At 66.7% G+C, this 13,967-nt stretch carries 10 protein-coding genes, 1 tRNA gene and 2 pseudogenes; 2 read left to right on the top strand and 11 right to left on the bottom strand.

Going from position 1 to position 13,967, the window contains the following annotated elements; genetic code table 11:
* Positions 1-13: 13 nt before the first annotated feature.
* From ACGFX9_RS28480 to ACGFX9_RS28470, 3 genes and pseudogenes are all read right to left on the bottom strand, one after another.
* The gene (locus ACGFX9_RS28480; protein ID WP_393478163.1) at positions 14-1,000 is read right to left on the bottom strand and encodes a serine hydrolase domain-containing protein; all 987 of its coding nucleotides are present in this window, start codon (positions 998-1,000) and stop codon (positions 14-16) included.
* Positions 1,001-1,098: 98 nt separating this feature from the next.
* Complete coding sequence (locus tag ACGFX9_RS28475) at positions 1,099-2,220, bottom strand: glycosyltransferase family 4 protein (RefSeq protein WP_393478159.1); 1,122 nt, start codon at positions 2,218-2,220, stop codon at positions 1,099-1,101.
* Positions 2,217-2,456 (bottom strand): annotated as a pseudogene (locus ACGFX9_RS28470) (deoxycytidine triphosphate deaminase); the annotation flags it as partial. The pseudogene ACGFX9_RS28470 and the gene ACGFX9_RS28475, both read right to left, overlap by 4 nt.
* Between ACGFX9_RS28470 and ACGFX9_RS28465 the strand changes: the two are divergent.
* Positions 2,435-3,214 (top strand): annotated as a pseudogene (locus ACGFX9_RS28465) (LacI family DNA-binding transcriptional regulator); the annotation flags it as partial. The pseudogenes ACGFX9_RS28470 and ACGFX9_RS28465 overlap by 22 nt on opposite strands.
* A gap of 466 nt (positions 3,215-3,680) precedes the next feature.
* Here the strand turns inward: ACGFX9_RS28465 and ACGFX9_RS28460 are convergent.
* From ACGFX9_RS28460 to ACGFX9_RS28425, 8 genes are all read right to left on the bottom strand, one after another.
* The gene (locus tag ACGFX9_RS28460; RefSeq protein ID WP_393478156.1) at positions 3,681-4,157 is read right to left on the bottom strand and encodes a barstar family protein; all 477 of its coding nucleotides are present in this window, start codon (positions 4,155-4,157) and stop codon (positions 3,681-3,683) included.
* Positions 4,154-8,575 carry a DUF6531 domain-containing protein gene (locus tag ACGFX9_RS28455; RefSeq protein WP_393478153.1) on the bottom strand — a complete coding sequence of 1,474 codons (4,422 nt, stop codon included), beginning with the start codon at positions 8,573-8,575 and terminating at the stop codon, positions 4,154-4,156. Before ACGFX9_RS28455 ends, ACGFX9_RS28460 begins: the two co-directional genes overlap by 4 nt.
* 7 nt (positions 8,576-8,582) lie before the next feature.
* Positions 8,583-8,894, bottom strand: a complete 312-nt coding sequence (locus ACGFX9_RS28450; protein ID WP_393478150.1) for a hypothetical protein — start codon at positions 8,892-8,894, stop codon at positions 8,583-8,585.
* Between the two features lie 159 nt (positions 8,895-9,053).
* Positions 9,054-10,145, bottom strand: a complete 1,092-nt coding sequence (locus ACGFX9_RS28445; RefSeq protein WP_393478148.1) for a hypothetical protein — start codon at positions 10,143-10,145, stop codon at positions 9,054-9,056.
* 2 nt (positions 10,146-10,147) lie between these two features.
* Complete coding sequence (locus tag ACGFX9_RS28440) at positions 10,148-10,789, bottom strand: hypothetical protein (protein ID WP_393478145.1); 642 nt, start codon at positions 10,787-10,789, stop codon at positions 10,148-10,150.
* 427 nt (positions 10,790-11,216) lie between these two features.
* Positions 11,217-11,290, bottom strand: a tRNA-Pro gene (locus tag ACGFX9_RS28435).
* A 54-nt stretch (positions 11,291-11,344) separates the two neighbouring features.
* Positions 11,345-12,079, bottom strand: coding sequence for a Pr6Pr family membrane protein (locus ACGFX9_RS28430; RefSeq protein WP_393478143.1), 735 nt, complete (start codon positions 12,077-12,079; stop codon positions 11,345-11,347).
* Positions 12,080-12,345: 266 nt separating this feature from the next.
* Positions 12,346-13,272, bottom strand: coding sequence for a metallophosphoesterase (locus ACGFX9_RS28425; RefSeq protein ID WP_393478140.1), 927 nt, complete (start codon positions 13,270-13,272; stop codon positions 12,346-12,348).
* Positions 13,273-13,347: 75 nt separating this feature from the next.
* Here ACGFX9_RS28425 and ACGFX9_RS28420 point away from each other — a divergent pair, with 75 nt between their 5' ends.
* Positions 13,348-13,812, top strand: coding sequence for a GatB/YqeY domain-containing protein (locus ACGFX9_RS28420; RefSeq protein ID WP_361829250.1), 465 nt, complete (start codon positions 13,348-13,350; stop codon positions 13,810-13,812).
* Positions 13,813-13,967 lie beyond the last annotated feature (155 nt).

The following is a 13,967-nucleotide window of genomic DNA, read 5'->3' as shown; positions in this document are numbered from 1 at the left end:
CTCTTTGAGTGCCTCATGACGCTGCCTGGCTTCGTCTGGTCGTCAACAGCACTGCCCATCGGCCTTGTTGGGGTGAGAGCCACATGCCGGTGCCGGTGAAGCCGTAGTGGACCCAGATGTCGTCGTCGGAGTCGCTGCCGGGGGCCGGGTGCCAGAACAGGCCGCGTACCGGCTCCAAGCCGCCGGTCTGGATGGTCAGTGACTCCTTGGTCCAGGCGGGGCCGAACCCGGCTCGGTCCGGGGCGGAGGAGAGCATGTGGCGCAGGAAGGTGCCGAGGTCGTCGAGGACGGTGAAGGCGCCGGCGATGCCGCAGACTCCGCCCAGCAGCCGGGCGGAGAAGTCGTGGGCGACGCCCTTGAGATGGGTGCCGGTGTCTTGGTCGAGTTCGGTCGGTGCGCAGCGTGCGGCGACCTCGGCGGGCAGCGGTCCGAAGCGTGTGTTGTCCATGCCCAGGGGCTGCCAGGTCCGTTGCGTGACGAGCTGGTCGAGCCGCTGTCCGGAGAGGTGCTCGGCCAGGTATCCGAGGATGAGGGCGGCCCGGTCGGTGTACTCGACAGCCTCGCCCGGCGGCCGGTGCAGGGCCTCGTGCAGGACTCCGTCGCGGACGTCCTGGGGGTCGGTGCCGTACAGGTTCTTGAGCTGGGCTCGCAGCGGTAGACCGGCGGTGTGCGTCAGGAGGTTGCGAGCGGTCACCGCTTCCAGCGGGTGTCCGTCGGCCTCGGGCCAGAAGGTGCCGAGTGTGGCGTCGAGGTCGAGCTTGCCTTCTTCCCACAGCGCCCCGATCGAGGCCCAAACTGCGAGGATCTTGGTGAGGCTGGCGGCGTCGAAGATGGTGTCGAGTCGCATCGGCACGTCCGGCTCGGCGGGGTCGAGGACTCCGGCGGTGCTTTGGACGTGGGTGCCATGGGCGTCACCGACAGCCCATACGGCACCTGGATAGACCTTGTCCCGGACGCCTTCGCCCAGGAGCTGTTCGATGCGGACGGTGCGGTACGTCATGGTCTCCCTGTTCGCAATCGGTGTCCCGCCGCGTCAGCGTAGTGACGCGGGCGGAGCTGGAAGGGCAATGGCGCGTCGAAGCCGGGCCACGGCCGTGTTCAGGTGAGCTGGCGGCCGAGGTCGGCCAGGGCTTCTGCTGTCGCCGAGAGCGGGTAGCGGGCGGCGTTCGCGTAGCCCGCCTGCTGAAGGGCGGGGAACAGGCCCGGTGCGGCTCTGATCCGCTCGAGTTCGCGTGCGAGCGCAGCAGGGTGGGTGAAGTCGGTGGCCACCCCGGACGCGGCGAGGACTTCGTTGAGGCCAGGCACCGGCTGGTGCAGGACGGGCAGACCGCAGGCTTGGGCCTCCAGCGCGACCAGGCCCATGGCCTCCAGCGTCGTGGAGGGTATGACCAGCAGGTCGTGCTCGGCGAAGGCTTTCCACAGCTGTGGACGCCGGAGCCAGCCGAGATATCGCGCTCGTACGCCGACCCGTTTGAGGAGCGGGGCCATGGCGTGGAACTGGGCGCTGGGGGCGGCGATGCTCAGCTCGACTCCTGGAAGGGCTGACACGCTGGTGAGCAGATGCCCTACACCCTTCTCGGCGGTGAGGCGGCCGGCGTACAAGAGCCGTAGGTGGCTGGTCGGGGTGCGGGCGGGTCTGAACGGTGGATCGGTGAGCAGGCGGTCCGGGATGCCCCAGGGGACGTGGACGATCTTCCGGCGGTCGGTGTGCGGGGCGAGCTTCAGAAGGTGGTCCGCCATCGCCTTGGTAGGCACGACGATGGCGTTGGCCGCCCTCGCAGTCTCGCGGAGCACTTGAAGCTGATCGCGGTGTGCCTCGGCGAAGATCAGGTCGGTGCCGTGGACGAGGGCGATCCTGGGATGCGATGGCAGGGCCCGGAGTAGCGCAGGGGTGGCGCCGAAGGCGAGGTGCTGCAGGTGCAGCACCTCGATCTGGGCCGGGTTCACCGCAGTCACCAAGGCGCGTCGTAGGGCTGCCACGTAACGGGCGAACGCCGGACCCTCCAGGCACTTGCCGGGTGCCGTCAGCAGGCCGAGGTTGGCCGGGAGACGCGGTCTGGTCCCAGCAGGGGCCAACATGAATGCTCGCGCGGGGATGAGCGGCTGATCCCCGGTGTAGAGGTCGAGGAAGAGCTCGACGCTGCCGCCGGGGCTTCCGGCTGGCAGGTCGAGGAAGGTTGCGGCCACCGGACCCGTGTCCTGGCGTACGGCGTGATTCACAGCGCTCCTTGAGGAATCTCTTCGTACAGGCGGGAGATGTCGATGCCCCTTGTGGCCGCGTACTTGGCGTGCCCCTGCTGGTAGCTGGCAGGAGTGCCGAGGGAGGTGAGGAAGACGAGCTTTCCGAAGGTCATGCCCGGATAGACCCGCGTGGGTAGAGCGGCGCGGATCTCCAAGGTCCAGTGGATCGCGTGCCCTTGGTGGCCCAGTGGGGCTGAGACGTGCACCCAAGGACGACAGCTACCGCACCATCGACTCGATGGACTGGCTGTCCGCCTTGGTCTTCAACCACATCGCCCGCACGAAGCCGACTCCCTGCCCCTGCCATGGCAGGACCTACGTCTTCCGTGGGCTGGGCGCCGCCCGCACAGGTGGCCATCAGGGCGCGAAGCTTGTCGACGTCGCACGCCTCGCCGGAGTGTCCACCGGGACGGTGTCCAACGTCCTCAACCACCCCGACCGCGTACGGGAGGACACCCGAGTCCGCGTCGAGCAGGCGATCGCCGACCTCGGGTTCGTGCGCGGCGGCACGACCACCGAGCACGCAGCCCACTGGCGCCGAAACGGCTTCGCCACCTGGCTATTCACCCCGGCGGCCTCCGGCTGGTACCCGAAGAAGGCGCCGCAGGAGGCGCGACCCGTGCCGCTGCTCGGCGAGCCGTGGCCCGGCGTCCCGGCGCGAGGGCGCAACGCCAGCGAACGGGCCGACGCCTGCTGGCTGCCAATCGCGAAGGGCCTCACGCCGCACGGTCTCCGCCACACCCACCGGACAATGATGGATGACCTGGGCACCGAGAAGGTGCTCATGGACGAACGCATGGGCCACATCGACGGCTCGGTGTCCGCGCGCTATGCCCATGTGACGCAGGGCATGCGGCAGCGTCTGATGCGCGGGCTGACCGAGCGGTGGGAGGCATCCCTCGACGCCCGTCGGGCCATGTGCCCGACGTCCCCGGTAGCGGTACTTGACCGGCTGCTCCGAGGCCGTGGTTAAGGCGCGCGAAGGGCGGCGGAGTCCCGTTCGCGGTGCTCGAGGAGCAGATGACGACGTATGTCGGCGCGTCCGAAGCTGAGGAGAAGTCCCCCGGACCTGCTCGACTCCTGTGGCTGGGCCCTGGCCGACCTGCTTCTCGACGCCCAGGGAGCGGCTGCGCTCAGTCGTCCGGCCGATGGCCGTCTCGCAGCCCAGCGCTGAAGCGACCAGGCGTCGGATCGGCGGGGCGTTGAGGATCTTCAGGGGTCTGCTCCGCCACGTGATCACCTGGGGCTCATGTCCACGCCGTGCGCGAGGACGAGGTCGCGTTCCTCTGCCGGAACCCGCTTTCGGGCGTGAGACCACTTCGACCTCTGCTCACTCCTGCCAGTCCATGCCGTTCACGGTGGAGATGTCTCCCCGCGAAAGGGGCAGGAGGGCGGCGATGACCTCGTCTCAGGATCTCTCCACCTGTCCTCCATCCGCATCACAGCGAGCGTTCAGCCCGAGCGATCTCTGCGCTGAAGTCATTGCAGGCTTCCGAGGCGCACAGGAAGACAACACGGAACGTGGCTTTCTTCCGGTTGGGCAAGTCAGGCTTGGCTGCCCAAGATTCAGCGGCCCTGAAGAGGGTTCGCAGAAAATCATGACGTTCGCTTGGGTTGTCCGAAAGCACATGCTCGGCGTCGTCCACGATCAGCAGATAGCGCGCTGCTGGGATCCAGTTTAGGTCGGACAGGCAGTCGTACAGCGCGTTCCAGTTCCATCCGAAGTAGTCGGGCAGTCGAAGATGCTCGTAGAACTGGGTGAAAACACCGTCAGCGTCGAGCATTTCCCTGCCCGACATGCGAGCGGCATAGAACGATCCGCTGGGCGGCAAAGCCTCCGCCGCCGAAATGCGCGAATCGCTGGGGCTGAGGGACAGCCAGGGGGGCGAGTCGGTCCACCACGGCAGATCACTCACCGTCCCACCTCCATGACGATATAGGTCTGATAGTGCGTTGGAGTGTAATAGGCCGATCCATCAGAACCCGTAATAATCCGCTCTCCGCCCGGTTTCGGGTTTTGTGCCGACTGCACTGTGCCCCATTCCGTGTAGCGAACCGGTTTCCCAGCGCTGTCGAACTCGGGAAGCTTGTGGCCCCCGCCCCTTCCGCTGTTCTCAAAGGGTCGCGGAATTGATGGTCCCATGAGCTGTGGCCCAGCCCCTTGCGCTTCGACTCCGAACTGTCGTATGTCCTGCAGCACTGCCTTGGACTCGCCAGGCACCTTCGTGGGAATCCACCCCTGCAGGCTGGAGGTGTCGCCGAGGACCTGACCCTCCTGACACTGCGGTGCGAGACCGAGGGCGTCGGACCACGTGTGGGGGTTTTGGACGTAGGTGTTGGGGTTGGGTGCAGGGGTGAGGCCAAGAGGGTCCGGGGTGAGGTAGCGGGCAGTCTCGGGGTCGTAGTGGCGGAAGTAGTTGTAATGAAGGCCGGTCTCCGGATCGTGGTACTGACCGGGGAAGCGCAGTGGCGTGTAGGTGCGGCTGTCGGCCGCCCAACTCGTCGTCCCCCAGAGGCTCGTGCGGGCAATCCAGGCGATATCCCCTGTTTCGTCGATGAGTTCGGTGGGTGAACCGACGAGATCGGTGACGATGGCGAAGAACCGGGAGTCGATCTCGTGCTGGGGTACGTCGGCAGAGGTGATGCGTTCAGTTTGGGTGATGGGCCGCAGACCTTGGTGGTCCCAGGTGAGGGTGACCGGATTCGGCAGTTCGGTGGCTGTGGTGGTCTGTTCACACAGGGTTGAGCCGTCCCAGGTGAAGTCGACCTGCTCGGCGACGGTTTCGCCGTCGCCCGCGAGACGCTGCTTGGCGACTCGGCGGCCGAGCGGGTCGTACTGGTAGCGCCAGACGGTGCCGTCCGGAGTGGTGACGGCTGCGAGGCGATCTTCGGCGTCCCATGTGTAGCGCCAGGTGTCGGGTTTCCGGGAGAGGCGTATCTTCTGGCGCAGTGTGATGCGTCCCAGGGCGTCGTGTTCGTACCGGACGCCTCCGGCACGGGTGAGACGGGTGCCGGCGTAGGTGCGAGGTCCGATCGCTCCCTGGCCGGGGTGAGTGGCGGGCCACTCGGCCTGGGTCTGGTTCCCCGCCTCGTCGTAGGCGTATCGCTCGCTCCAGGCCGCTCCGTGGACAGCTGTAACCCGCCCTGCAGCATCCAGGGCGAACTCGCGGGTTCCGTTCCGCTCGTCTTCGGTGCGAATGAGATTGCCGTCTGCGCGGTAGGCGTAGGCGCGTTGCAGGACGGCTTGGCCGCCGACGATGGTGGCTGCCTGCGTCGCCAATTGGCCGAGATCATCGAACGTGTTGGCCAGAGTGAGTGTTTCGCCGATGTGGCGGTTCAGTTCCTGGCCGGCCAGGTCGAACTCGAAGTCGATTTTGCGACCCGCGGCGGTCAGCTGGGTGCGTCGCCCGGCCGTGTCATAGCTCCATGCGCTGGTGACGCCAGTGGGTGTGGTGCGGCTGGTACGGCGGCCCAGGAGGTCGTATGTGTACGTGATGGTGCGCTGGTTGACCGTTTCGGCCAGAACGCGCCCTTCCACATCGAGTTCCCGTACCAGGGTGGCGTCCGGGCCGGCCACCTGGACGAGTTGCCCGGCAAGATCGTATTCGTAGGTCGTGGTTGCTCCGCCGGTGTCTTTGCGACACACGCGGCCCATCGGGTCTCGCTCATATCGGATGGCCTGCCCGAGTGCGTTGGTCGAGGTGACGAGCCACCCTGCCGGGTCGTACGTATAAGTGAGGGTCCGCCCGTCGAAGTCCGTTTCCGACGCCAGACGTCCGGCCTGGTCGTATTGGTAGTTCCAGGTCAGGCCCTGCGGGTTGGTGACCTGGGTGACGCGCAACTCTGAGTCGTACGTGAAGGTGGAGCGCGTACTGTCCGGGGCGATGCGGCACGTCGGCAGGTCGAAGTGGGTGTACTCGAACTGCGAGACCGCGCCCATCGCATCCGTGTGGCTGAGGCAGTTGCCCTCACCGTCATACGCCCAGGACACCGTTGTGCCATCCGGCTCGGTACGGCGGACTGGCTTGCCCTCGACAGTCCACTCGAGCAGTGTCATACGGCCGAGGGCATCGGTGGCAGCGACGGTTCGGCCGAACGGATCACGCTGATAGCGAGTGGTGGCCCCCGCCGGGTCGGCGATTTCGATGGGCAGCCCCGCCTTGTCGCAGCGGACGCGGGTGACGTGGTCGAGCGCGTCCGTGATCGAAGTGAGGTGCCCGGCTGCGTTGTACGCGTAACGGGTGATGGCGCCGACCGGCGTGGTGACAGCTGTGCGGTTGCCGCGTTCGTCGAATTCCTGACGCCAGTCGGCTCCGTCTGCTGTGGAAATCGTTGTGGGCTGACCCAGCGGGTTGTACTCGGCCGTTGTCTCGTGACCATCAGGGCGGACGATGGATGTGACACGGCCGAGGGCGTCGTATGTGTAGCGGGTCGTGTGGCCGAGTGGGTCGGTCACTGAAATGAGTTGGAGGCTCTCGTCCCATTCCTGTGTCGTGACGTTGCCCAGCGGGTCGGTCTCGCGGACCAGGCGTAGGGCATCGTTGTGTTCGTACCGAGTGCTGTGGCCGAGGGAGTTGGTCACCATGGTGGTGCGGGTGGCGTCATCGTAGGTAAGGGATCCGGAGAAGAATCCGTCGCTGCCCTCAGTGCGAATGACCCGGCCGAATCCGTCGTACTCGTAGGCGTAGACCGTGCCGTTCCGGTCCGTCCACGAAGTGATGCGTCCCTCTTCGTCATATGTGAACCGCATAGGGAGACCTGAGGAGTTGATGACCTCGGTGAGATGCCCGTCGTCGCTGTAGCCGTAGCTGACCAGTGGCGTACCCGCCGATTGAGGACGTTCTGGGTCGAGGAGACTGAGCGCTGTGATCCGGGGCAGATCGGGGTGGCGTTGTATCGCGATGCGGTATCCGCCGGAGTGAACGACTTCGTCTGGGCAGCCGTCTGCCGTGTAGTTGATGGTGATCCGTTGCCCGTTTCGGTCAACGATCGATTGGAGCGGTAGGTCAACCGCCTCGCCGTCGTCGGTGGCCTGCGGCGTGTGGAAGATGTAGGCCAGGCCCGCGTCCGGATCAGTCACACGTAGTGCGCCGTCAACATCGCTGTCCCAAGTCAGCGGCCACCGCTGGCCGACTTCTGGGTACACGGGTACGTCGGAGTCGGCAGATATCTGAGGGTAGACAAGGCGGGCGCCGTCTGCAGCGGCGTAGATGAGGCCGGTTTCGTCGGCCTGCAGACGCTGATCAAGGGTGGAGGCCCAGGACGGCCCGAACCATCCTCCCCAGTGGTAGGAGGAGACATGAGTGCGCTCCAGAACCAGTGACAGGGCGCCTGGCAGCTGAACGTCGGTCTGTGGGAGCAGCATGTCGCCGGTGGCGACGTCGATCGGGTCGAGCTTGCACTTCTTGAACAGCGCGCGGATCGAAGCGGGTAGCTTCTGCAGCTCTTCGGGGCGAAGTTTGAGGCGGGAGAGGCCCGATCCATCAAGCTTCAACGACCTGCTGAGCTTGGCGAGTTCGCTGGGCTTGAGCTTTTTCAATCCCTTGCCGAGGGCCTTGCCCAGTACGCCGGCGCCGACGCCGAGGATCGCGCCCTCGGCCAGCAGCTTGGAGAGCTTCTCCGGGTCCTTGAAAGCGCTCGGATCTTGCAGGGCGGCGTCGAAGGCGGAGAACTTCATTCCCTCGCCCGCGAGTTTGCCGGCCCTGGCGATCGTCTTGATCTCCCCGAGGGCCTTCAGCGCCCGCTCCAGGCCGCGGATCGCCTCCATGACGGTGCGAATGACCGAGGCCATGCGGGTGCCGGACTTCTCGATCCGGGCGATCAGCGCCGCTACCTTCGCGGCCCGGGCGCCAGCCGCAAGGCTGCCGGCAATCATGGAGAGGCCGCCGGTCAGCACCGACAGGGCAAGGCCCGCGATCTCGAACTCGGCGATTTCGGCGAGGATTACACCGATCTCGGTCAGCAGCTCGTGGGCTTCGTCGGCGAAGTCGTCCAGTGCCTTGGCGCCCTCGCGCAGCGAGTCGGCCATGTCGGTGGCCTGCTTGCGGGTGGCCTTGGCCCGCTTGTGGAACGCCTTGGCGGCTTCACCCTCCCACTCCAGGTCCTTGAGCGCCGATTCGGCGTCGTTGGCGGCGGCGTCGAGCCCTTTGGCCAGGGCCCGCCACTGCTTGGCTATCTCACGGATGCCGTCGGGATCGACGAGCGGATCGGTGATGCCGAGGAACTCCAGACCGCTGGCCAGAGTGTCGCCGAAGGCGTGGTTGGCCTTGTTGATCCAGTGCAGGGGATTGAGGTCTTCGGCGTCGATGTCGCCGGGGATGATGTCAAAGCCCATGTACGGCTCAGCCCTTCTTGGCGCGCGCCGCAGCGGACAGCAGGACATCCAGCAGGTCGAAGGCGTCGGAGACGTCGCCCATGAACTTCGCCTCGGTCTCCCACTCCTTGTGCAGGTTCTTGGTGACCCTGGTGACGGTGTCCATGCCGTCCTGGATGTCGTCCTTCGCGCTCATCAGTGAGCCCAGCACGCCGAAGGCGGACAGATCGTGCGAGGCCGCCTTGAAGTCGTGCAGAGGCTTTCGGGTGTGGTGATCCACTTTGCCCAGCGCGGAGGCCGCCTTGTGCAGCGACTCCGCGTCCTTCTTCAGGTCCGACATGCTGCCCTGCCCCCGCCCGTTGCTTCTGTGTACATGCCAGCTGCATGACCCTAGGCGAGTCGGTTCTGTGGCATGCAAGTGGCATGCCACGGGCTGGCAAAGGTCGTCGTCGTGTGCAATCGCTCTCGCGGTCGCCGTGAAATAACACAGCGTGTCCGTTCAGCGGTTGATCGATTGAATCTCCTGGACGTTCATGTCCTGGGTGGTCTCGAAGGTGCCGTTGGGCAGGTCACCCTTCGCGCCCCCGGTGCCCTCCCAGGAGATTTCCCAGGTGATCGACGCCTTGAGTTGATACGGCTTTCCGTCGGTGGCCCGCAGATACGTGATACCGCACGGCGGGGCTTCACCGGAGGCGCCCTTGGTGTACGGGGCGCCGATGGAGCCGTTGTCGTTGATCTCGCAGTCACCGGAGGCGGGGTAGGCTTCCGCGTCGTCGGTGCCGGGCTCCAGATGCAGGGCGACCGGCCTCGCGGTGGTCTGTGCCCACAAGCCGGTGCCCGGCAGGTCGGCGCGGACTGTGACGTCCTTGAAGGTGCCCTTGTCCAGCCACACCCAAGTGGGCAGATTCACCGTCGACTTGGCCTGCGGCTTCAACTCGATCTCGGTGTCCGGGACCTTGATCTTGTCGTAGGCGAACGCGGCGAGTGTCTCCGGGGTGGGGGCGTGCTTGTCCTTGGGGATGGTGCCGGCGTCCTGCCAGAACATGATGCGACCGCATTCCCACGCCTCGGAGTCCTGGTAGCGCCCTTCTCGGACCACGCTGCGCCAGAACATGCCCTTCTTGTCGAGGTTGTAGTCCTTGTAACCGTCGGCACTGCTGTCCTCAGGCGAGGCCAGGTCGAAGTTGCTGTCTGGCTTCCCCTTCTCATAGTGGTCCACCCAAAGGCCGTTGCTCCACCAGACGTGCGCGTTGACCAGCCCACCCTCACCCGTGGCAACCGCGTCCTTGAGCTCCTTCGGTGAGAAGGCAGGCTCGTACCAGCATGCCGGCGGCTCCCAATTCGGGTCCACCGAAGCAAGCTCACCCACAGAAGCCTTCGCCGTCTGGCCGCCGGGGTACGTGAGCTTGATCTTCGAGTTGGACACCGATGCCATGAGTGACTTGCCGGAGGCGTCGCCACTGGGGCCCGAGGGCTTGCTCGGCTGCTTGGACTCATCGTCCTCGCCGAACGCGTGGGCCATACCGGGCACGGCGACGACGATGAGCGCAGAGGCGATCAGCAAGCTTGTCGCCCTGTAGGGGTGCGACATGCTCAGCAGCCTCCCCGCTCGGTTTCCGAGTAACGCGTCTTCCACACACCCTGTGACGTCTTGTCGAGCCGGTTGCGGTACTGGACGCGCGCCTTGGAATTCTGGGGCGTCCGCTCGACCTCGCCGGTCTTGGTGTTCTTGGTGGAGCCCTTGCTCTCGTCGACGCAGTAGAACAACACGCCGCTGCCGTCATCGGCGATGCTCACCTGAGGTTTCGACACTGTGGCGCGGCCGGTCAGGACCAGGTCGTCGTCGACGAAGCCCTTGATCCATTTGCGGGCCGACTGGTCGGCGGCATCGTCGGTGTAGAAGGCCACCGCCTTGGAGTCCGGGTTTCCCTCGATGATCGCGGCGTACTCGGCCAGCAGTTCCTGCCTGCCGTCATCCAAGATCGCCTGCTTCTTGGAGTCCGAGTTCGTCCATCCCTGGAAGTCAGCCTGGAAGCTCTTGGGGAGCGTGATCTTTGGGCGGCCTGCAGCCGTGTCGGAGGGCGCAGCGGAGGCCGACGGACTGGTGCTCGATTGCGTGCCCGCGCCCTTGATCTTGTCCGAGGACGAGTCGTCGCTGCCGGAACTGCACGCGGTCAGCAGAAGCGTGGCTGTGGTGGCAAGAGCAATGGCCGTGGGCAGTGTTCGGTGCTTCACTTCGAGGGCTCCCGGTGGGGCGAGGGCTTTGTAAGGCACCTGACGGTACCCAAGGAGCTCATGGTTTCACCACGCCGAACTTGGCCATGATCAAGGGCGCGTCAGCACAGTGCTTGTGGGGGCGTGGCCGCCACGGTTCCATTGCGGATCCGCACGCCGCGCACGGCATTCCGGCAACTCCGCGAGGTTGGCCCCGTCGGTAGTTGAGTCGAGCTCCACAAGCCCCCAGGCGGGTCGGCGTGCAGTCGCTTCGCGAACGTACAGATCAGGGTGATCGATCCGGCGCCGGGCCCGTACATGCTCGGTGGCCGTCTCTGGGAGAAGCCTTCCAAGATCTTCTCCCAGATTTCTCCCAAACGATCACCGGAGACGCAGGAAGGGCCTGACCCGCGATGCGGATCAAGCCCTTGACCTGCTGTTTCAGCTGTCGGGGTGGCGGGATTTGAACCCACGACCTCTTCGTCCCGAACGAAGCGCGCTGCCAAGCTGCGCTACACCCCGATGTCGTTGCTCCACCGGCCCGCATTGCTGTTGGCCGTGGCGACATCGATTACTTTAGCGGACCAATGCCCGGAGACGAAATCCGGTTTTCGGGCCCCTGGGCGGAGGCTCCGGGCGGATGCGGTCCAGGCCCACCACGAGCGCCGCGAGAGCGTAGAAGGCCAGGCCGAAGAAGATCGCGTTGGCCAGGACCACCGGGTAGCCGTGTGCGTCGACGTCCAGGAACGGGTACGTGTAGCGCGCCGCCGAGCCGGGGGGCATGAGGGCGCCGCGGGTCAGGGCGAAGGCCAGGTAGGCCAAGGGGTAGAGCATCCAGAGCAGTGCCTGGCGCAGGTAGAGCCTCCTGGGGGTTGTCAGCAGGAGCCAGTTCAGGACCGCGCCGATCGGGGTCACCGTATGCAGCAGGTCGTTCGCCAGGCTGCGCCAGCCGGTCAGCGGCGCGGTCTCCCCCGTCATGGAGAAGCCGCTCGCGTCGTCGGCCAGGACGAAGTGGTAGACGAGCCCCGTGATCGAGATGAACAGGAGCGTGCCGCCCGTCACCAGCGGCGGCAGCGGGCGCCGGCCCTGCCATGCTCGCCGCGCCGAGAGCGCGAAGACCACCGCCACCAGCACATTGCTCTGGATCGTGAAGTAGCTCAGGACCCGTAGCGGACTCCCCAAGCCCAGGTTGATCATGACGCCGATGGCCGCCGCCAGCGCGACCAGCGCCCGGAACGTCCCGGCCAAGGGGCGGCGTACCGGAGGCACGACCGCCTCCGCGGGGGCGTACCACGGCGTCGGAGCGATCATGCCCCCACGGTAAGCACCCTCCCGCCCAGCCGCGCGCGGTCAGCGTCCGGACGGGCGGCGAGGGGGGAAGGAGGGACCCGGCCCGGCTGGCTCATAGCCGAACCCGGCCCGGCTGGCTCATAGCCGAACCCGGCCCGGCTGGCCCAGCAACCCCGCAACCCAGCCACCGGGCTAGCCCAGCAACCCGGCCTAGCCCAGCCACCCCGCTGACCCAGCAGCCCCGCCCCCGGCCCCAAGGAACTACCCCCGCCCCCGCCCCCAAAGCACTACCCCCGCCCCGTCAACGTAAGCAACGTCGCCTCCGGCGGGCACGCGAACCGCATCGGTGTGTAGCGGCCCGCCCCGCAGCCCGCCGACACATGCATGTACGACCTCCGGCCCCCCGCCTCGTGCGACGACAGGCCCTTCACGCGCCCCGTGTCCAGGTCGCAGTTGGTGACCAGCGCCCCGTAGAAGGGGATGCAGAGCTGGCCGCCGTGGGTGTGGCCCGCGAGGATCAGGGGGTAGCCGTCGGCGGTGAAGGCGTCCAGGCTGCGCAGGTACGGGGCGTGCACGATGCCCATCGAGAAGTCGGCACCCGCGTCGGGGCCGCCCGCCACGCGCTCGTACCGGTCGCGCTTGATGTGCGGGTCGTCGAGTCCCGTGAGACCGATCTCGTAGCCCTCGATCTTCAGGGCGCCCCGCGTGTTCGTCAGGTTCACCCAGCCCGCCGCGTCGAAGCCGTCGCGCAGGTCCTCCCACGGGTTGTGGATCGCGTTCACGACGGGTGCGTTGCCGTTCAGGCCGTGCTTGCCCTGCGACTTCTCCAGCAGGTAGCGGGCGGGGTTGCGCGGCTTCGGGCCGTAGTAGTCGTTCGAGCCGAAGACGTACGCCCCGGGGAACCGCATCAGCGGGCCCAGCGCGTCCAGCGTCTCCGGTACGCCCTCCGGATCGGAGAGGTTGTCCCCGGTGTTGATCACGAAGTCCGGGCGGAGCCCCGCCAGGGACTGCAGCCAGCGCTGCTTCTTGCGCTGCCCGGAGACCATGTGGATGTCCGACACCTGGAGGATTCTCAGCGACCGCATCCCCGCCGGCAGCACGGGCACCGTGACCCGCCTCAGCCGGAAGGAACGGGGCTCGAGGCCCACCGAGTAGGCGAGACCGGCCGCGGCCGTCGCCGTGATGCCCAGGGGTACTGCGTATCGCGCGCGCATCCTCCCATCGTGTCAGACCCGAAGGCCCCGTAAATCAGGGGGCGTCGGGCCGCGGGCACCTGCGACAATCACCGCATGACCACGCTCAAGTCGAAGCTTCAGGAAGACCTCACGGCCGCGATCAGGGGGCGTGACGAGCTGCGCTCCTCGACGCTCCGGCTGACCCTCACCGCCATCACGAAGGAGGAGGTTTCGGGCAAGACGGCCCGCGAGCTCTCCGACGACGAGGTGCAGAAGGTGATCGCCCGCGAGGCGAAGAAGCGCCGCGAGGCCGCGGAGGCCTTCGCCAACGGAGGCCGCGCGGAGCAGGCCGCGAAGGAGAAGGCGGAGGGCGAGGTCCTCGCCGAGTACCTGCCCAAGCAGCTCTCCGAGGACGAGCTCCAGGCGATCGTCGCCCAGGCCGTTGAAGAGGCCAGGGCGGCCGGCGCGGAGGGCCCGCGTGCCATGGGTCAGGTCATGAAGATCGTGAACCCGAAGGTCGCGGGCCTGGCCGAGGGCGGCCGCGTCGCCGCCGTCGTCAAGAAGCTGCTCGCGGGCTAGGGGATCCCCTAGTTCTTGCACGAGCAGTACTCGTACGTGACTGAAGTACGTGACTGGAGTACGTGACTGAGGGCGCCCCCTGAAGCAGGGGGCGCCCTCAGTCACGTATCAAGAAGGACACGTATCAAGAAGGACCAGTCGAACTACCGGCTACC

This window comes from Streptomyces sp. NPDC048436, from assembly GCF_043200355.1.
In the GTDB taxonomy this organism is placed as follows: domain Bacteria; phylum Actinomycetota; class Actinomycetes; order Streptomycetales; family Streptomycetaceae; genus Streptomyces.
The sequence above is the reverse complement of the archived record's forward strand: the minus strand, read 5'-3'. Positions and strand labels throughout refer to the sequence as shown.

Bases quoted from the DNA above. Each gene is read 5' to 3' on its own strand.
- ACGFX9_RS28480 (WP_393478163.1), bottom strand. From the start codon at position 1,000: ATGACGTACCGCACCGTCCGCATCGAACAGCTCCTGGGCGAAGGCGTC.
- ACGFX9_RS28455 (WP_393478153.1), bottom strand. From the start codon at position 8,575: ATGGGCTTTGACATCATCCCCGGCGACATCGACGCCGAAGACCTCAAT.
- ACGFX9_RS28450 (WP_393478150.1), bottom strand. From the start codon at position 8,894: ATGTCGGACCTGAAGAAGGACGCGGAGTCGCTGCACAAGGCGGCCTCC.
- ACGFX9_RS28445 (WP_393478148.1), bottom strand. From the start codon at position 10,145: ATGTCGCACCCCTACAGGGCGACAAGCTTGCTGATCGCCTCTGCGCTC.
- ACGFX9_RS28430 (WP_393478143.1), bottom strand. From the start codon at position 12,079: ATGATCGCTCCGACGCCGTGGTACGCCCCCGCGGAGGCGGTCGTGCCT.
- ACGFX9_RS28425 (WP_393478140.1), bottom strand. From the start codon at position 13,272: ATGCGCGCGCGATACGCAGTACCCCTGGGCATCACGGCGACGGCCGCG.
- ACGFX9_RS28420 (WP_361829250.1), top strand. From the start codon at position 13,348: ATGACCACGCTCAAGTCGAAGCTTCAGGAAGACCTCACGGCCGCGATC.